Origin of the sequence: Microcoleus sp. bin48.metabat.b7b8b9.023, assembly GCF_013299185.1 — a bacterium.
Taxonomy (GTDB): Bacteria; Cyanobacteriota; Cyanobacteriia; order Cyanobacteriales; family Microcoleaceae; genus Microcoleus.
This window is the reverse complement of sequence record NZ_JAAFKG010000001.1, coordinates 39,299-58,479: the sequence shown is the minus strand read 5'-3', so window position 1 is coordinate 58,479 and position 19,181 is coordinate 39,299. Positions and strand designations below refer to the sequence as shown.

Genomic DNA, 19,181 nt, shown 5'->3' with positions numbered 1-19,181 from the left:
AGCTTTAAGTTGACACGCTTTTGTGGGCGAGTCCCTCACGAAAGTTGAGAACCGTAATAGCACGAAACTGCACCAGAAAAATTAAAAAATCCAATATCTTTAAGAAAGGGGAAGAGTCAGGGAAGTTTTGGGTTTTAAACTTATAACTTTTAATTCTTCACCTTTCTCGATCGATCTAAAATTAAAAATTTCAAATCATTAGTTTGATTTTTTAATTTTCAGTCTTCAACTCAAGATTTCTGTGGCAGAGGTCGAATTAACACAACCGGTGTTCGTTCGTCAGCATTCCCGGCGGGGTTGCTGCGTAAGGCTTGCTCTAAAAATGCGATCGATAAATCGGAGGTCGCTGCTAATATCTTAACTGCTTTCAAGTCATTAGCGTCTACGATCGCCGCCGCAAGTCCGGTTTCTCGTTGAATTTCTTCTACAACTTGCTGCGGATTGTCCGGGCCGAGGACAATAAATTGGTCGAAGGGAGGCAAAGTCCCGGTAACGTCGTCAATTAGTCTGGCTTGTTCCCCTGCTAGTTGGTAAAAGACTCCCGGTTTACCGAATATTTTAGCTATAGAGCCGATCGCAAATGCGGCCACTACACGCCAAGGCCCAACTACATCAACTAATGTCTGCATTCCGCAAGCCGTGGCCAAACTCGACATCGGCAAGAAAAACAAGCAGACTCGCTTAGCTACCCATCCGGGTTTGACTTCGCTGGGATGGCGGTAGCGTCCCTGCATTAAGGCTAGGGGAGTTTCTGCGAGGGCGACAATATCGCCTTTGTTGGCGCGCGGTAACACGTAACGCTTGACAATTTCGACGGGATTGTCGAGTTCGGCGAGGATGTGGGTGCGAATTGGGAAGACTTCTGCAACGCCGACATTGCGGGCTGTGGGTACGGTGTCGGAGTTGGGAAATTGCAGCGGGACTACTACATTGCGGACTCTGGGGATGCGCCCGCTTGGGCCGTAGGTGATGAAATGTATTTGCACCCAAGCTGACTGCAATTTGTTTAAATCTTGCCCTTGAATGTCTACGGAAACTTTAATTTTCGTGGTTTTTTTGGCTTTAACAATATAGCCGAACCAGTAATCGTCTGCTCTTGCTTCTGCGTCTTCGTGGCAAGGAATGACTTTTGTCTGGGAAGTCACGCCGTCTAAACTTCCGTCTGACAGCAGTTTCACCTGAGCCCGCACATCTGGCAACATAATCTCGAACCGCTGTGTCAGATTGCGGAATTCCATTTCGCCAACCAACAGATAGCGGTTGGGTTCGTTTATAGCTAAGTGCCATTCTCCGGCTGTAAGTTCTAGTTTATTTGCACTCCCAGTCCGGCGATAGTTCAACTCTAGGCCCAATCCGCCCAATGCCAGCAGCGAACCGGCTGCTGCGATTCCTGTTGCTAAAGTCTCAATCACTTAAATCACCGCCAATAATATTTTGTGTTTACTGTAGTCGATCTCGGGCACTTCGAGATCCGATCCGGCAGTAATTGGATTGGCAGGCTTAGTTGGGGGCGATTCCTGCGTCTGTGGCGGGCTGTGGGGATGGGATGCGCGATTCCCTACGTGATAGCTTTGCTCGCGCGTACTTTGGGATGCAGCGAAGGGCGATCGCCAATCTAACTATCTCATCTAATTCGTTTAAAATCTAGATAAAAAGCAGCGATGATCCCTATGACACTAGCCATCAGTCCAACAAAGCAGTATATCGAACAACGCAACGGAGGGTATTGGATTCAAGGAACTCGCATTTCCTTCGATTCAGTCGTTTATTCCTTCTTGAATGGAGAAGCACCCGAAAGCATTGCCCAAAATTTTCCACTTCTTTCGCTAGAACAGGTTTATGGTGCGATCGCCTTTTATCTTGCCAACCGAGAAATCGTTGATGCGTACTTAGAAGAAGGTGAAGCAGAATTTAAGGAATTGCAACAGTCTTTGAGACAAAAAAGTCCACTTCTGTACCAACAATTGATAACTGCTCAAAATCGGAAAAAAGGCGCATTATGATGAAAGTTCGATTTCAGGCAGATGCCGATCTAAAGCAAGCAATTGTAGCTGGCACCATCCGCAGAGAAGCAGATATAGATTTTAAGTCAGCCAACGCAGCAGGATTTGAAGGCAAGAAAGACGAGGAAGTTTTGGCAATTACAGCGCGAGATGGCAGAGTTCTTGTAACGCACGATCGCAAGACTATGCCGATCGAGTTTGGTGAGTTCATACTGTCGCAAAACAGTTCAGGAGTTCTGATTATTTCTCAAAATCTCCCAATTAGCGAGGCTATTGATGCACTCATCTTAGTCTGGGAAGCTTCTAACGCCGAGGAGTGGGTCAATCAGATAATGTCTATTCCATTATGAGGAACGCTCGTTTGTGGCAGTGAGGTACCGGATTGGATATGCGTGCGATCGCGCTTGGGATGCAGCTCCCGGGCGATCGCACTTGAGCTAAAATGTAGAATATCAAATTACCTCGCCTCGCGATGCCAGTTCAAGATATCTACCACGATGCACTCAAGCAAGCTCTGATTGTCGCTCATCTTCAACTCATGAAACCTGTAAAAATTTGCGTTTTCGTATTTGTAGAAATCGCCACTCTCACTATATTTGCTCCACAATTTACTCAAAGTGTCAGCGCTCAATCTATCACAGACAAAAGCTGCGTTGCCGATATTGTAGGTGAAGATATTGGCTCACAAGTTAATATCAGATCGGGTGCGGGAAGCATTTTTAGCGTTGTAGGCACTGTATCGGTAGGAAATCTAGTCATTGTCGCTAATGATGACCAAAATAAAAGTGCTGTCGTATCTCCACTCAGTCGCAAAGATAGTGAAGGAAATGTCTGGTATTTGACGACAAGATTGAGAGCAAGTGAGTACAAAGGTTGGATCAAAGCAGACTTTTTGAAACTCAGATGTCCTAATCCCTAGGTGTGGCGCTCAAAAAGAGGAGGCACTCTGCACGGACTTTCTCTTTTATTTTACTTTAAATATACGATCGCCCAAACAACTCTCGATCGCACTTATCCGATTCTATGTACTTAAGTATTTGCCACCAAACTTCAAGTATCAATTCGGCACAAATCCTACGAGAATTCCCTGATATTTATTTACCAGGACAGCGCGAACAACACCTCAAAAACGCGCTTACCTCATCAACCCGGTTTCTCCGAGGAACTTAGAGAAACTTCTAGAAGTGCTGCTGTGCGGGCGAGGTATTAAATTCATTGGGAAAAATATTAGCTTAAACCATTTTTGGGTTAATATCGATACATAACCACAAATTAGGTGATACTCAAATAAAGGCGATCGCCCGATCGATGTCTATAAAAAAACAGCTCGCCTAAGTGTAGTCGAGCAAAAAGAATATCCGCCTCGCTGCAATAGCGAATTGTCATATGCCATCATCCCAGGCTTCAATCTTTAACAAACTCATAGGTAGCGCGCCGCTGCGAGCTGTTTTGATTGTCCCCTTCGTGTTACAAATGATGGGGGCGGTCGGTATTGTTGGCTACTTATCTTTTCGCAACGGACAGAAAGCAGTCAACGATTTGGCGTCTCAACTGCGGACAGAAGTCAGCAGTCGCATTGACCAGCACTTAGACGGTCAACTCGACACAGCACGCCACCTTGCTCAGGTGAATGGTGATGCTTTCGACGTGGGATTGCTCGATCCCAAAGATTTAGATAATATGGCTCGTTTCTTCTGGAAACAAATGCAATTGTTTCATGTCGGCTACATCAGCTTTGGTGCTCCCGGAGGCGAGTATGCGGGTGCTGGATATCAAACAGATCAAAATATTATTTCTGGCATCAGCAATCCAAAGCAACGTGGCAATCGAGATCATTACTTTTACAATACAGATAGTCAGGGCAATCCCACTAAGCTTGCTGAGATATTTAAAAATTTTGAGTTCGAGAAAGAACCGTGGTACTCAAACACGGTTAAAGCTGGAAAACAGACATGGGTTTTATATCAGTGGACAACCACGCCTTATCCTCTGTCTGTTTCTGCAAACAGACCGATTTATGACAAGAAAAATCAACTAATTGGTGTCATCGTCATCGACCAGCGTCTTTCGGAAATTAGCGATTTTTTGCGTAAATTGAAAGTCAGTAAATCGGGCAAAACGTTTATTTTGGAACGCAGCGGGCTAATTGTTGCGAGTTCCAGCACCGAGCAACCTTTTAAATTGATTGATGGCAAGCCTAAACGGTTAAACGCATCAGAAAGTAGCGATGTGCTGATCCGATCGACATCTCAATATTTAGTTAAGCATTTTGGCGATCTCAACAATATTAAAGATAATCAACAGCTTGATTTCTTGCTGAATAAAGAACAGCAGTTTGTCCAAGTTTTACCCTGGAAAGATGAGTGGGGATTGGATTGGTTGGTAGTTGTGGCGGTTCCTGAATCGGATTTCATGGGGCAAATTAATGCTAATACTCGCACCACGATTCTATTCTGTATCGGCGCTTTAATTGTGGCGACGATTGTTGGTTTTTATACTTCCCGCCTGATTGCTGAGCCGATCGCACTATTGAGCAAAGCATCACAGGATTTCGCCTCCGGGAAATTCGATCGCACTGTGGAAGTCTCCGGTAAGAATGAACTCGGCGTGCTTTCGGAATCCTTCAACGATATGGCGCAGCAACTGCGCGACTCTTTTACAACCCTGGAAAATACCAACGCGGAACTCGAAAAGCGGGTCGAAGAACGCACTGTAGAACTCAAACAAGCAAAAGAAATGGCAGACGGTGCTAACCGCGCTAAAAGCGAATTTTTGGCTAACATGAGCCACGAATTGCGAACTCCCCTCAACGGCATTTTAGGCTACGCACAAATTCTCCAGCGCAGCGAACCCATGACGCAAAAAGGACGCGGCGGCGTTGATATCATTTATCAGTGCGGTTCGCACCTGCTAACGCTGATTAATGATGTCTTGGATTTGTCGAAAATTGAAGCCAGGAAACTCGAATTGCATCCCACAGCTTTTCACCTACCTTCATTCATCCAAGGTGTTGCCGAAATCTGCATGATTCGCGCTCAGGAAAAGGCAATTACCTTTGATTTGCAGATTGATTCGCAACTCCCGACGGGGGTTTGCGGTGATGAGAAACGTTTGCGCCAAGTGCTGCTAAATTTGCTGGGAAATGCGATTAAGTTTACGGAAAAAGGTGGAGTTGTTTTTCAGGTTGATGTGATTAAAGATGCTGAGTTTTCCGATTCAATTTCTCCGTTAGATGGAATTGAAAAAATATACAAAATTAGCTTTCGAGTTGAAGATACAGGCCCGGGAATGACCGCAGTACAAGTTCAGAAAATATTCTTGCCTTTTGAGCAAGTAGGTGATGTGAAAAAACAATCGGAAGGTACTGGATTGGGACTTGCGATCAGTCAAAAGATTGTGGGTTTGATGCAGAGTGAAATTGCGATCGACAGTCGTGCAGGAGTTGGCAGTATTTTTTCCTTTGAAGTGTCACTCCCCGAGGCGCAAAATTGGGCCCAGAGTTCGAGAATTGTCGAACTGGGGGCTGTTTTGGGCTACTTGGGCGACAAACGCAAAATTTTGGTGGTGGATGACAGGTGGGAAAATCGTGCGGTGCTGGTGAACTTGCTGGAACCGATCGGCTTTAAGATGATTGAAGCGGCTGATGGTAAGGAAGGACTCGATATCGCTTTAGCCACCGCACCGGATTTAATCCTCACCGATTTAGCGATGCCGGTGATGGACGGATTCGGGTTTTTGCGCGAAATCCGCACTCATCCTCAACTGCGAGATGCGATCGTGCTAGTGTCGTCTGCAAGCGTGTTTGAGATCGATCGCCAAAAGAGCCTGGATGCAGGCGGAAATGATTTTTTGCCAAAACCAGTACAAGCAGATGTATTGCTAGGCTTACTTCAAAAATATTTGCAATTGGACTGGGTATATGACGACACAGTAACTGCGCGTAAAAAAGCGCAAAATGCGATGCCAAATGAAATGCAGATTCCGGCGATCGAGATTTTACAGTTATTAGATGAACAAGCTCAATCTGGCGATTTAGATGCGGTAATCGAGATTGCCGAGGAAATCCAAACAGCGAATCCAGAACACGCGATTTTTGCCCAAAAAATACTCGTTTTGGCAGAAGGTTTTCAAGTCAAAGAGCTGCGGGCATTGATTCAAGAACATTTATCAAAAGTTTAAGGGGGAAAAATCATGATTGAGTCTGATAAAAAATTTATTTTCATAGTAGATGACAGTTCCACCAATTTGTCTGTGCTGTCGCAAGCCTTAAAAACAGCAGGCTACAAAGTGCGGGTAGCCGTGGATGGAGAATCGGCGCTCGCTATGCTAGAAAAATGTGCGGTCAATTCGGCAAAAAACCCTTTTCCCGAACTAATTTTGCTAGATGTGCAAATGCCGGGAATCGACGGCTTTGAAACCTGTCGCCGAATTAAAGAGAACCAGCTAACAAAGGCAATTCCAGTCATTTTTATGACTGCTTTAGCAGATGCCGAAAGTAAGATGAAAGGATTGTCATTAGGTGCGGTGGATTACATCACAAAACCTTTTGAACAAGACGAAGTAATTGCGAGAGTTAACATTCACTGGCGGCTCAAAGAGTTGACCGACAATCTGGAACAGCAAGTTACAGAACGCACCTGCGCTTTACAAAAAGCCCAAGTCAAGGTAGTGCAGCAAGAAAAACTGTCCGCCCTGGGACAACTCGTGGCGGGAGTCGCCCATGAAATTAACAACCCGCTGAGTTTTATGGTCAGCAACATTGCGCCTGCAAAGGAATATCTTACTGAGATTACAGAACTTCTTAGCCTTTATCAAAAATATTATCCTGAACCTCCATCAGATATCGCTAGCAAGATTGAAGACATAGATTTGGAGTTTGTGATCGAGGATTTTTCTCACTTGTTGAATTCCATGGAAGTAGGCACTGAGCGCATTAAAGATATTTCGCTGTCGCTGCGAAACTTTGCTCGTTCGGATGGAGATAGTGTGAGCGCGATTGATCTGCACCAAACTCTAGATAGTACGCTGTTGCTGTTAAAACACCGACTCAAGGATCAAGGATGTCGCCCCGCCATTGAAGTTATCCAAAACTACGGTAATTTGCCCCTAATTAAATGCTATCCAGGCCCGATGAACCAAGTGTTTATGAATTTGCTAGCAAATGCGATCGATGCTGTGGAAGAGGGTTGGGAAAAAGACCAGCGTCCTCTAAATATTACCATTACCACGGAAGTTTTGCGCGAAAGTGCGATCGTCCGAATTGCCGATAACGGGTTGGGAATGACGGAGGAGATTCAACAACATTTGTTTGAACCTTTGTTTACCACAAAAGCGGTGGGTAAGGGCACTGGGCTGGGATTGTCGATTGCTAAGCAGATTGTGAGCGACAAGCACGGCGGTCAATTGTTCTGCAAGTCTATCCCCGGGAAAGGTACTGAATTTGCGATCGAACTTCCTATTTAAAATTAATCTTATATTCGCTCAAATTAATATCCTAAAACTGGTTCGTAGTGAGGACTTTAGTCCGCATCAAATTCTGCGGACTAAAGTCCTCACTACGAACCCTGAATTAATAGCTAATCTGCAAAGTAACAGAAGCTTCTATTTGCTGTTCCCCTCCCACTACTGGGGTTGGAAATAATCCAAAATTAGCACTACCGCGAGCTTCAACAATGTCTCTGCGATTGATGGGAGGCGGCGCGGAAGCACCGTTGACTTGAATGCTGAGAATTTCTCCCCGCTTGAAGTTGAGCGAGTTTAAGACTGCATCTGCTTGCGATTGAGCGTCTTGAGTTGCTTTTTTGAGTGCTTGTTTTTGAGCTTGGACGATCGCACTTTCGGCGGCCACAAAACTCACACCTTGAATTCGGGTTGCTCCGACTTTCACCGCATCGTCGAGCAAAGTGCCGGCAGATTGAGTATTGATGCGAAAACTAACGGTATTCGTAGCAGTATACCCTATTAAGCGCTGTTGGTTGTTTTCGTAGCTGTAATTCGGGTTGAGGGTGATACCGGCGGTTTCGAGTTTTTCCACTTGGCGCGATCGCAGCAATTCTACCACAGCGGACGATCGCTTTGCCGCTTCCTGCTGCACCTCGGCCGCCGTTTTTCCCTGCACCTCAACTCCCAAACTAACTTGAGTTTGAGTAGTGGGAATTGTTTCTATCCCGCGCCCAGTAACTGTTAGCGTTCTGATCCGCTGTTCTTGAGCCTGTACCGGATCTAATCTCACAAAACTCACGAGAGTTAAGGTTAAACATAACGCTGTTAGCAGACTGCGAAAATTGATTCTAGTATTGCGTTGCAAATTTGAATTCATAAACTCGATGCTCCTCACATACAACAGATGATATACTTGACCTTCGCACTGGAATTGCTAAAGATTCAGCCTGTTACGTTTTTAGCAACTAAAAATTTTAGTCATTGGTCATTAGTCGTTAGTCATTAGTCATTAGTCATTAGTCATTAGTCATTAGTCATTAGTCATTAGTCATTAGTCATTAGTTTTTATAGCGGTTCTCAAGCGTGCCGAGGTATGCCCGGTTTTGCCTATGCCCGGTTTTGCCTATGCCCGGTTTTGCCTATGCCCTATGCCCAATTAGTCATTAGTTTTTATATGCAATCCTTAAAACAAGCTGCCCGCCAACTAAAAAAAGAAACTTACGCTGTTTATTTAGCCAGTAGAGACCAGAGAGTGCCTTGGTATGCGAGAGTTTTAGCAGGTGTTACAGTTGCCTATGCTTTTAGCCCGATCGACTTAATTCCCGACTTCATCCCAATTCTCGGTTACTTAGACGATTTAATAATTGTACCATTAGGAATTTGGCTGGTAATCAAGATGATTCCGCCACAGGTTTTAGCCGAGTGTCGGGAAAAAGCAGTCGCTGAAATAGAGCGAGGAAAACCGATAAATCGGACAGTTGCTGCTGTAATTATTGCCATCTGGATCGGTTTGGGAATATTAGCTGCAATTTGGATAAAACAAATATTTAAACGTTAAAAACTAAAACTGGATAAGGTTCGTAGTGAGGACTTCAGTCCTTCTTAAGGTTCGTAGTGAGGACTTCAGTCCTTCTTAAGGTTCGTAGTGAGGACTTCAGTCCTTCTTAAGGTTCGTAGTGAAGACTTCAGTCCGCTCTCCGGTTTCTAATCAAATCAGGACTAAAGTCCCGACTACAAACAAAAAAAATGCAGATAATTAACTTAAACTGATATTATATTGTAGGGCGATCGCGCTCTACGTTAAAAAAACTCCCCGTATCAAACACTAAGTATTATTTATCCCTTAAAAAAATCCAACAACTAACTATCCAACTATGACTCAAACTACCGATCACCTCAGCCACCTCAACCCATCCCAGCGCCAAGCAGTCGTCCATTACAACGGGCCGCTGTTAGTAGTAGCAGGCGCCGGTTCTGGGAAAACCCGAGCTCTAACTTACCGCGTAGCTAACTTAGTACGCACCCACAGAGTCGATCCTGAAAATATTCTGGCGGTGACATTTACGAATAAAGCTGCTAGGGAGATGAAAGAAAGAATTGAGAAATTGCTGGCGACTCAGCAAGCTGAAGTGGAATATGGCAAACCTTTGGCAGATTTAGCGCCGGAAATACAGACGAAATTGCGATCGCAAATTTACCACAGAATTACCAAACAGATTTGGATGGGAACCTTTCACTCTCTGTGCGGCCGCATTCTCCGCTACGACATTGAGAAATATCAAGATGAAAAAGGCCGCCAGTGGAAGAAGAATTTTTCGATTTTTGACGAGTCAGATGCTCAAACTCTCGTCAAACAAATCGTTACCAAAGTCCTCAACCTCGATGATAAGAAATTTGACCCGCGAAAAGTCCGCTACGCCATCAGCAACGCTAAAAATAAAGGTTGGTCGCCTCAAGAATACTTAGCAGCAGAACCAGATTACAGAGGCCGTATCATTGCCGATGTTTACAGCCGCTACCAAGATGCTTTAGCAGCTAACAATGGCTTAGATTTTGACGATCTAATTCTGGTTCCGGTGAAACTTTTGCGCCAAAACGAGCAAGTTTTAAGTTATTGGCATCACAAGTTTCGACATATTTTAGTAGACGAATATCAAGATACCAACCGCACTCAATACGATTTGATTCGGATGTTAGTCACGAATAATGTTGACCCGAAACTGTTTGATAAATGGCAAAACCGCTCGATTTTTGTCGTGGGCGATGTGGATCAATCAATTTACAGTTTTCGGATGGCAGATTATACCATCTTGCTGGAATTTCAAGAGGATTTCGGCGACGGCTTGTCGGACGAGAAGACTCAGACAATGGTAAAATTAGAAGAGAATTATCGATCGCGCGAAAACATCCTGCAAGTCGCCAACCACTTGATCGAACACAATACCGAACGCATCGAGAAGGTTCTGCGCCCGACTCGCGAACCCGGATCTCCGATTGTGGTGTGGCGCGCTGACAACGAGTTAGATGAAGGACAATTTGTGGCTGGTCAAATTCAAACGCTGAAGCGCCAAAACTCGGAATACGAACACGGCAGTAACTTTGCGATTCTCTACCGCACAAATGCTCAATCTCGCTCCTTTGAAGAAGCGTTAATGTACTTGGATATTCCCTACAATATTGTCGGCGGTCTGAAGTTTTACGATCGCAAAGAAATCAAAGATATCCTAGCATACCTGCGGACGATCGCCAATCCCGACGATAGCGTCAGCCTCAAACGCATCATCAACACTCCCCGCCGCGGCATTGGCGACACCACATTTGGTAAAATCGAAGATGCTGGAACCCAGTTGGGGATTCCGTTGTGGGAAATTCTCAGCGATGAGTCTTCTGTAAATACCCTCGCAGGGCGATCGGCAAAAGCTATTATTAAATTTGCCCAAATGATTCACCATTGGCAACAAAAACTTGAAACCACGCCCGCGTCGCAAATTGTCCAAGGAATTATCGAAGATTCTGGTTACATTGACGATTTGAAAAACCAAGGAACCGAAGAAGCCGAAAACCGGATCGAAAACGTTCGAGAATTGTACAACGCGGTGCTACAATTTGAAGAACAAAACGAAGAACCCACCCTCACATCATTCTTAGCCAAAGCATCTTTAGCATCCGATTTAGATGACTTGAAAGAAGACGATTCCCGCGTATCGCTGATGACGCTGCACTCAGCAAAAGGGTTAGAATTTCCCGTAGTATTTCTAGTCGGAATGGAACAGGGTTTATTTCCCAATTTCCGCAGTTTGGATGACCCGAAAGCGATTGAAGAAGAACGCCGTTTGTGCTACGTCGGCATCACTCGCGCCCAGGAATTGCTATTTCTCACTCACACTCGCGAACGCCGCCTCTGGGGAGGATACCGCGAACACTGTACGCCTTCGCTATTCTTGGGCGAGTTACCAACACATTTGCTGGCTGGAAGTACGAAGAAAACTAAGACTGGTAAAACGGCTGCATCCCAGGGAAAGACTAATAATTCAGCAGCTAATTCTGGAAGTTCTCCGTCAGAGTGGAAAACGGGCGAACGAGTTTTTCATCATGCTTTTGGAGTCGGAGAAATTACCCACGTTTTGGGAGTGGGTGATAAAACTAATCTGGCAATTAAGTTTACAGGTTTGGGCCGCAAAATCATCGATCCGAGAACAGCGAAGTTGCAGCGAGTGTGATAGAATACCCTGCGGTTGAAACCGCGTCTATACAGGCAAAACCCGGATGGTGCGCGGGTTGAAGAATGGGCGGTAAAAATGGCGGTAAAAATTACATTGTTTTCTTCAGTCGGCGTCCGGCGGACATCGTTTGTGTAGACGCGGTTTCAACCGCCGGATTTTCCAAGTAGAAAGCAGAAATCATAACATAAACTCTTATGCCTTACAGTCAATTTACAACGCTTGGTAAAGTTAAAGAAGCCTTCAATCTTACAGTAGTTGAAGGAATCAGATTTTTGCCGGAAATTGAGCCGATCGCACCTACAACAGCCTTGCAGACCATGCTGGAGACAAATTTGCCTTGGGCGATCGCCACCAGCACCGAAAAAGCCCGTTCTGAAGCCATTATCAACCCTGTCTTGCTGGAAGTTCGCAGGATTCTCAACCAACAAATCAGCGTGTTTTCGGGTGAAGAATTTAATGTCGATGCGGCTGTTGGACTTACAGGAATTTGCGATTTTCTGATCAGCCGTTCCCCCGAACAATTAGACATTGAAGCCCCAGCAATTGTGATGGTAGAAGCTAAAAAAGGAGATTTGAAAGTAGGTTTGGGTCAATGTATTGCTGAAATGGTGGCGGCCCAGAAGTTTAATGAAGCGAAAGGGCGATCGATCTCAGCCATCTACGGTAGCGTTTCCAGCGGCACAGCTTGGCGATTTCTGAAGCTAGAAGGGCAAATAGTGACGATCGATCTTACCGACTATCCCCTACCTCCCGTCGATCGAATATTGGGATTTTTAGTGTGGATAGTACGCCAAAATTAGCATCATATCAAATCTGTGCGCCCTTCTTTATTAACAGGCAAGATGCCTGTTCCACAAAAAAATTCACTCTTTGTGGAACAGGCATCTTGCCTGTTCCTAAAAGACTTATTAAGAATGATCCAACATCTTATATTTTATTCGATTACTTGAGATTCCACAGGCCTGTATTTACCCGCCAAACGTTCTCGACGCTGGCGGCGGTTGTCAGCTTCAAATATAGCGATTAATTCATCCAGGTTTAGAGTCAAAGCGTCCAACTGTTGGCAGACTTCACGCATCTTTTCAACGTGTCGCTTTCTGGTTTCAGCGTCGGGGATTCTAGGTTGTTGATTCATGACAAATTCCAATCCATTTTGATTTCTCGGATAGTTGCTTCTGAGGCATCGACAGCCGCCTCTGTTTGTTCTATCGTTCTATACAGAAAGTTTAACGTATCCGCAGTCGCAGCGGGTTGAGATTCTGCCACCTGCTGCAAAAGCCTGTACAAACGATTGTAAGGGTTTCTCAACCTTTCCTTAACATTATCCAGGGATTCAAGTTCGGGGAGTGTCGCTTCTGTCTCGCCAAACTGCTGCATTAAAATGTATTCTGTGGCGGTTGTCTCGTTGAGGATTTCCACTAGCCGCCGCTGTAAACTGAAAATTGTATTGAGGATGTCATCAGGTAGCTTTGCCATTGTCCTTAATTTTTAGGGATAACAACTTACCACAATATATCAGAATGTTTGCTTCTTCTCATTTTAGTTTTGATCGAGTGCGATCGCACTCCTAATTTACCACCTTTAAATTTGCGTTCCCTGCTTCGCCAATAACGCACTTCCATAGGCAGCCGCAGTATGAATCGGCGTTTCAACAGGCACTTTTAAATAACGCTTTCTAATCGCACTCCAAACCAGATTTTTTGCACCGCCGCCAGCCGTATAAACCTTAGTCAAACCAGTTGCACCGAATTCTTGCAATAATTGATATCCCCGCGCTTCAATCCGCGCGATACTTTCTAACAAACCGTGCAGAAATTCCACTGGATCGGTTGGACGCGGTTCGAGTCTGGGCAGCAAATTCGGATCATTAATCGGGAATCGATCGCCCTTTTGCAATAATGGGTAATAATCCAGCAAACTCTCTTTTTCAGCATCAATCTTTTTGCTCAAACCGTCCAATTCAGCATCAGTAAAAAAGTGTCGCAGCACCGCACCTCCGGTATTAGAAGCGCCTCCAACCAACCACAAATCGCCTAATTTGTGACTGTAAATTCCGTATCTAGAATCATCTACGCGGGTATGACTTAACAGTTTCACAGCTAAAGTTGAACCGAGAGAAGTTACTGCTTCCCCCGGTGAATTGACACCGCTTGCTAAAAATGCTGCAATGCTATCAGTTGTGCCAGCACAAACTGTACAATGGCGTGGGAATCCGAAGCGATCGCCCACTTGAGCTCTAACTTCCCCCACAGGCGTACCCGGCGCGACAACTTGCGGCAAAACAGGCATTGCAGCGCCCGAAATTCCCTCGATCAGCCAATCGGGATAGCACAAAGTATCAACATCGAAACCGAGTTTTAACGCATTGTGATAGTCGCTAATTCCTAATTTTCCGTGCAGCAAAAACGCCAGCCAATCGGCTTGATGCAGGAAAACCGTAGGGGCGGTGGATGGTGCGTGCCCGCCCAAATGCTGCCACCACAGCAGTTTTGCCAGACTCGATGTAGCGCTTAAGACTGTGTGGTTGGCTGGTGCGATCGCCCGTAACGTCTCTGTCACCGCTGCACCGCGCCCATCATTGTATAAAATCGGCTCACATACGGGTATACCATCGGTATCGCACAGCATGACAGTGGAAGATGTGCCGTCAAGGGCGATCGCCCTTACCTGACTGCGGATGGTTGGGGGGATTTGCTCGATCGTCTCCCACAGCGCGTTTTGCCACACCGAGGGCAATTCCGGCGGTTGTGCGTCGGCAAAAGTATATGCTGTCTCACAATGTATCATACCCTGGGAGTCGATGATTGTCGATCGAGCGCCCGTGGTACCGAAATCTATTCCCAAATAAAGATTCATTTATCACTCCCGCGAATTTTCCCATATCTCAGAAACCGGGTTTTTTTACGAAAATTTTTCGTTGTCACCCACAGATTATATAAAAAACCCGGTTTCTTTGGCCTTAGTGCGTAAGTTCACGGGTTAAGCATGGGGGCGAGAAACCCGGTTTCTACGAGTTTTGCGTTGAGTGACGAGAAATATAGCAAGAAACCGGGTTTCACCAGATTATCGTGTTTCTACATATTCGCATAGCGTAGTTGGTTCGGGAATTGGTAAACCTTCCTCCCGCAATCCTTCTAAGTGAAATTCTATCGCTTCTTTAATTTGCTGCTGTATTTCGGCAAGGGTTGCGCCTGTGGCTGCACATCCGGGTAAATCTGGCGCGTAAGCTGAATAGTTATTGGGTGTTTTTTCAATGACAATGGCATAACGCATTAGTTTATATTCTTAACCTTCAGATTTGCATTTATTACTTATCCAACTAGCAGGTAATCAAATGACCAAAAGCCGATAAATAAGTGAAGAAAGTTGATAAAAAAGACTTGACAAAAAGCTGAAATCACTCTATATTACAACTTACAAGTCTCGATGCCAAACAAGAAGAACCAGACCAACACGAACACATCCAAATTAGTTCGCGAACAAACGGGAGGTGTCCTGATGGTGTTTGCTTATTAAAGGTTAGGTTCTTGTAGTCCAACCACTCGCCTCCTGTTCGCCAACCCAGGCGATCGCCCAGCTTGCATTCAGTCTCCCAATCAACTTTACCACCAACTTCTAACCAGATTTTTTTCTGGAGGCTCAAGCCAAAATGACCCTGACTGTATGTTACCCACAACTGGTCGATCGTGCGTAAATCATCGCAAGGCAAATTATCAATTGATTCCTGATTTAACCAACCTTCCTTCTCCCGTCTAGCAGCTTTAAACATCACCTTTATTGTTTCCCGATCCGCCTCTTCCCACTTCTCCACTGCCAATAAATCGCGCAGATGAGTATAGTCAACATCCCGCGCCGATTTAAGCTGTACCGATACATTGGGAAATGTTGGTGGAATCGGTTCTCGCAAATAACTCAACCAATCTTTCATGGACTGCGGCCGCTTTTGAGGATCTGATATCATCCCCTTGTCTATTGCTAGACTCACCCAATCTTTTACGCCAAAATCTTTTGCAGGTTTCAACCCGATATTTTGAAACTGTCGCTTGAGAGAAGGCGTTGGAGTTTCTCCTGTCACCGCATAATATAAAGAAGCAGCCAAAGCATAAATATCAACCGTTGATTTACCACTTCCTTCAAGATGTTGTTCCCAAGGAGCAAAAGCCGGATTGTAAGGATGTGTATTGCTAAATACTTCTGGCATTAATTCGCTGGCAATCCCAAAATCAATTAACACAGCTTGTCCGTTGGGACGCAACATAATATTACCAGGATGGGCATCGCGATGAACAATTCCGGCTTGGTGAACATCAATTAAAGCTTCTCCAATTTGGCTGATAATTGCCACGGCTTCTGTATCCCGGAGTCGCCCTTGCTGCTTTACTGTATGCCATAAACTTTCCCCAACTACTAAATCCATTACTAAACAATAAATCCCCTTTTCCTCAAACAAATCGCTGACGCGGACAATGGCAGGGTGGGAATTTTGGCAGAGTTGCGCTAAAGTTTGCCCTTCGTGGATAAACCGCTGCACAAACTTGGGGTATTCGGAGTGATTTTGCAAGCCAGGATTGGGCGTTTTAATCACAACTTGATGGTGGAGTTGCAAGTGTGTTGCTTTGTAAGTTACGCCAAATCCTCCTTGTCCGAGGATAGTGTCGATGCGATATGGGCGAGTTTTTAGGGTTTGTCCTGGTGTCCACAGCATAGTAGGTTTTTGCTATTATTTCTTATTGGTTGATATTCTCGTAAATAGTCAGGAAAAATCTATAAAGAAGCCTATTTTTTGATGTGATAGTCGGTAAATATGAGCCGAGAAACCGGGTTTATATGAGTTTTTTGAACAGGGGCAAAAAATCTAGGAAAAAACCCGGTTTCTGATATCAGCATGGGTAAACACGAAAAACCAATTAATCAGAAACAACGGCATTGCCCAAAGCCATGTCAATTTAAGTCTGAAAATCTTTGTATCTCTCGCTTTTATCCGAGGCCAGATCCCCCCTAACTCCTCTTAAGAAGGGGGACTTTGAGCGGATTCTTGTACCCCCCCCTTGAAGAAACCCGGTTTATGATGTCAGCGTGGGTAAACACGAAAAACCGCTTAACCAGAAAGAACGGCATTGCCCAAAGCCGTGTCAACTTAAGTCTGAAACCTTTGTATCTCTCGCTTTTATCCCAGGCCAGATCCCCCTAAATCCCCCTTAAAAAGGGGGACTTTGATCGGACTCTTGTCCCCCCCTTCTTAAGGGGGGTTAGGGGGGATCGGATCTCGGCGATCGATCGCAATCTGTGACTGAGTTTGACCTTAAGTTGAGACTAATAAGCAATGCCTAAGTCCCCACTCAAAACTCACTTAAACTTTCGTCCCGCACTCAGGACAAAACTTATTAGTCGAAACATTCTTCGCGCCGCAACTCGGACAATAAATCAACTCCGCAGATTCCAACTTGCTGCGTTCCGGTAAACCAACCATTTGAGCGTTGCTCTTACCTGGAACTACCATCGGATAGCAGTTTTCGTCCCTCGTTACCTTCACGTTCATCAACACGGGGCCGTCGTGAGCGAGCATTTGACCGATCGCACTTTGCAACTCATCCGGCCGCGAAACCAGCATCCCCTTCACGCCGTAAGCTTCGGCTAGCATCACAAAATCCGGCATTCCTACAGTCATGTTCGACGACGAATAACGCTCGCCGTAGAACGCCTGCTGCCACTGCCGCACCATGCCCTGCCAGCCATTATTTACGATCGCAATCTTGACATTAATGCCATATTGTGCTAGAGTTCCCAACTCTTGAATATTCATTTGGATGCTAGCATCGCCAGCAATACAAATCACTTGCTCGTTGGGTAGCGCCATTTTCGCGCCCATCGCCGCCGGCAACCCAAAACCCATTGTTCCCAAACCAGCGCTCGAAATCCAGCGGCGCGGCCCGTTGTTTAAGAATTGAGCCGACCACATTTGATGTTGACCGACATCCGTTGTGTAGTAAGCATTCGGCGCTTGAGTCGCCAACTCCCAAATCACCTCTTGCGGAGACAAAATCTCTGGGTAATGAGGCACAACTAACGGATAATCCTGTTTCCAGCGATCGATCCTGTGCAGCCATTCCCCAGTTTGTCCGGCAGTTCCCGAAACACCAGTTTCCCGACAGCGACGCAGCATATCCATCAAAACTTGCCGGACATCTCCGACAATCGGCACGTCTGGGCCGCGATTTTTGCCGACTTCCGCCGGATCGATATCGATGTGAATCACCTTAGCGCGCGCGGCAAACTCGTCTAGTTTTCCCGTTACCCGATCGTCAAACCGAGCTCCGACAGCAATCAACAAATCGCACTCCGTAACGGCAAAATTAGCGTAAGCAGTGCCGTGCATCCCCAGCATTTTCACAGACAGAGGATGGTTTTCATCAAAGGCACCTTTGCCCATCAGCGTTGTTGTCACCGGCAGTTGGAACATCTCGGCGAGTTCCTTAATTTCCTCGTGGGCCCCGGCTGCGATCGCCCCGCCGCCCACATACAGCAAAGGACGCTTCGCTTCCGTCAGCAAATGAATCGCTTGACTGATTTGCCGGGGATTTCCCTTGACTGTCGGGCGGTAGCCAGGAATTCTCACAGATCCGGGTGTCACGGGCAGATAGTCAAACTCTTCTAAACCGACATCCTTGGGCACATCAATCAACACCGGGCCCGGGCGTCCCGTACTCGCGATGTGGAAAGCTTCAGCGACAATTCGCGCCATATCTCTCGGATCGCGCACTACATAGGAATGCTTGACAATTGGCAAAGTAATGCCGTAAATATCAGTTTCCTGAAACGCATCAGTGCCGATCGCCGGACGCGGAACTTGACCGGTAACAACCACCATCGGGATAGAATCCATGTGGGCCGTCGCAATCCCCGTCACCAAATTAGTTGCACCCGGCCCGGAAGTCGCGAAACAAACCCCAACTTGTCCGGTAGCGCGGGCGTAGCCGTCAGCCGCGTGGGCTGCGCCTTGTTCGTGCCGCACCAGAATGTGTTTGATCCCGCCGCTTTCTTCAGCGCGGTAGAGCTCGTCGTAAAGCGGCAAAATTGCGCCACCGGGATAACCAAAAATATGCTTGACGCCGTGGCGGATCAAGCTGTCGATCAAAGCAAATCCACCAGTTGCACGTTTGACGGCTACTTTAGTTTTTAGTTGCACAGAATTTTCGTCCTTAAAGTAATTATGATTTTTAATGAAAGCTTGGATACTACTTTAATCTCAATAATCAAACTCTGATAATTTAACTGCTAATATTTTACAAAAAGTTTCGCGAGCGATGTGCGATCGTCCGATCGCGAAATTGTGAAACAGCAGAGGAAGGAAAGAAACAGGAAAATTGCCGAAGCAGAACAGCGGGCGGTTGGAAACCGCTGCGACACAGACAAAACCCGCCTCCGCTGGTTAAAAAACTGACGGTTAAAGTTACCTTATTTTCGACCGTTGGCGTCCGGCGGACATTGTTTGTGTAGACGCAGTTTCAACCCT

General features: G+C 45.8%; 18 protein-coding genes. 10 read left to right on the top strand and 8 right to left on the bottom strand.

What is annotated here, in order from left to right:
• Window positions 1-230 precede the first annotated feature (230 nt).
• Window positions 231-1,412, bottom strand: a complete 1,182-nt coding sequence (locus tag QZW82_RS00300; protein WP_293142672.1) for a F420-0:Gamma-glutamyl ligase — start codon at window positions 1,410-1,412, stop codon at window positions 231-233.
• Window positions 1,413-1,436: 24 nt separating this feature from the next.
• On the opposite strand from QZW82_RS00300, the gene QZW82_RS00295 reads away from it, so the two are divergent.
• From QZW82_RS00295 to QZW82_RS00270, 6 genes are all read left to right on the top strand, one after another.
• Window positions 1,437-1,619, top strand: coding sequence for a hypothetical protein (locus QZW82_RS00295; RefSeq protein ID WP_293142669.1), 183 nt, complete (start codon window positions 1,437-1,439; stop codon window positions 1,617-1,619).
• A 51-nt stretch (window positions 1,620-1,670) separates the two neighbouring features.
• A complete protein-coding gene (locus tag QZW82_RS00290; protein WP_293142666.1) occupies window positions 1,671-2,003 on the top strand; it encodes a DUF433 domain-containing protein in 333 nt (110 codons plus the stop codon).
• Window positions 2,000-2,353: a DUF5615 family PIN-like protein gene (locus QZW82_RS00285; protein ID WP_293142663.1), complete on the top strand. Its 354-nt coding sequence runs from the start codon at window positions 2,000-2,002 to the stop codon at window positions 2,351-2,353. Before QZW82_RS00290 ends, QZW82_RS00285 begins: the two co-directional genes overlap by 4 nt.
• Window positions 2,354-2,475: 122 nt before the next feature.
• On the top strand, window positions 2,476-2,922 hold the full coding sequence (locus QZW82_RS00280; RefSeq protein WP_293142660.1) for an SH3 domain-containing protein: 447 nt from the start codon (window positions 2,476-2,478) through the stop codon (window positions 2,920-2,922).
• Between the two features lie 467 nt (window positions 2,923-3,389).
• Window positions 3,390-6,182 (top strand): hybrid sensor histidine kinase/response regulator, encoded by a 2,793-nt coding sequence (locus QZW82_RS00275; protein WP_293142657.1) that lies wholly within the window; start codon window positions 3,390-3,392, stop codon window positions 6,180-6,182.
• A gap of 12 nt (window positions 6,183-6,194) precedes the next feature.
• The gene (locus QZW82_RS00270; protein WP_293142655.1) at window positions 6,195-7,466 is read left to right on the top strand and encodes a response regulator; all 1,272 of its coding nucleotides are present in this window, start codon (window positions 6,195-6,197) and stop codon (window positions 7,464-7,466) included.
• Between the two features lie 106 nt (window positions 7,467-7,572).
• Here the strand turns inward: QZW82_RS00270 and QZW82_RS00265 are convergent, their stop codons facing one another.
• The gene (locus QZW82_RS00265) at window positions 7,573-8,322 is read right to left on the bottom strand and encodes an SIMPL domain-containing protein (protein WP_293142652.1); all 750 of its coding nucleotides are present in this window, start codon (window positions 8,320-8,322) and stop codon (window positions 7,573-7,575) included.
• A gap of 264 nt (window positions 8,323-8,586) precedes the next feature.
• Between QZW82_RS00265 and QZW82_RS00260 the strand changes: the two genes are divergently transcribed.
• The 3 genes from QZW82_RS00260 to QZW82_RS00250 all read left to right on the top strand — a co-directional run bounded on the left by QZW82_RS00260 (window position 8,587) and on the right by QZW82_RS00250 (window position 12,468).
• Window positions 8,587-9,003 carry a YkvA family protein gene (locus QZW82_RS00260; protein ID WP_366664959.1) on the top strand — a complete coding sequence of 139 codons (417 nt, stop codon included), beginning with the start codon at window positions 8,587-8,589 and terminating at the stop codon, window positions 9,001-9,003.
• Between the two features lie 316 nt (window positions 9,004-9,319).
• Window positions 9,320-11,665: a DNA helicase PcrA gene (pcrA, locus tag QZW82_RS00255; protein WP_293142650.1), complete on the top strand. Its 2,346-nt coding sequence runs from the start codon at window positions 9,320-9,322 to the stop codon at window positions 11,663-11,665.
• A 197-nt stretch (window positions 11,666-11,862) separates the two neighbouring features.
• Window positions 11,863-12,468: a hypothetical protein gene (locus QZW82_RS00250; RefSeq protein WP_293142647.1), complete on the top strand. Its 606-nt coding sequence runs from the start codon at window positions 11,863-11,865 to the stop codon at window positions 12,466-12,468.
• A gap of 134 nt (window positions 12,469-12,602) precedes the next feature.
• On the opposite strand, the gene QZW82_RS00245 is transcribed toward QZW82_RS00250, so the two are convergent.
• From QZW82_RS00245 to ilvB, 6 genes are all read right to left on the bottom strand, one after another.
• Window positions 12,603-12,803, bottom strand: a complete 201-nt coding sequence (locus QZW82_RS00245) for a hypothetical protein (RefSeq protein ID WP_293142644.1) — start codon at window positions 12,801-12,803, stop codon at window positions 12,603-12,605.
• Window positions 12,800-13,144, bottom strand: coding sequence for a hypothetical protein (locus QZW82_RS00240; RefSeq protein WP_293142641.1), 345 nt, complete (start codon window positions 13,142-13,144; stop codon window positions 12,800-12,802). The genes QZW82_RS00245 and QZW82_RS00240 overlap by 4 nt, the downstream gene beginning before the upstream one ends.
• A gap of 105 nt (window positions 13,145-13,249) precedes the next feature.
• Window positions 13,250-14,524, bottom strand: coding sequence for an FGGY-family carbohydrate kinase (locus QZW82_RS00235; RefSeq protein ID WP_293142638.1), 1,275 nt, complete (start codon window positions 14,522-14,524; stop codon window positions 13,250-13,252).
• Between the two features lie 207 nt (window positions 14,525-14,731).
• Window positions 14,732-14,941 (bottom strand): type II toxin-antitoxin system HicB family antitoxin, encoded by a 210-nt coding sequence (locus tag QZW82_RS00230; RefSeq protein ID WP_293142635.1) that lies wholly within the window; start codon window positions 14,939-14,941, stop codon window positions 14,732-14,734.
• A 124-nt stretch (window positions 14,942-15,065) separates the two neighbouring features.
• Window positions 15,066-16,373: a serine/threonine-protein kinase gene (locus QZW82_RS00225; protein WP_293142632.1), complete on the bottom strand. Its 1,308-nt coding sequence runs from the start codon at window positions 16,371-16,373 to the stop codon at window positions 15,066-15,068.
• Between the two features lie 645 nt (window positions 16,374-17,018).
• Entirely contained in the window at window positions 17,019-18,854 is a 1,836-nt protein-coding gene (gene ilvB / locus QZW82_RS00220) for a biosynthetic-type acetolactate synthase large subunit (RefSeq protein WP_293142629.1), read from the bottom strand.
• A 120-nt stretch (window positions 18,855-18,974) separates the two neighbouring features.
• Between ilvB and QZW82_RS00215 the strand changes: the two genes are divergently transcribed.
• On the top strand, window positions 18,975-19,109 hold the full coding sequence (locus QZW82_RS00215) for a hypothetical protein (protein WP_293142626.1): 135 nt from the start codon (window positions 18,975-18,977) through the stop codon (window positions 19,107-19,109).
• Window positions 19,110-19,181 lie beyond the last annotated feature (72 nt).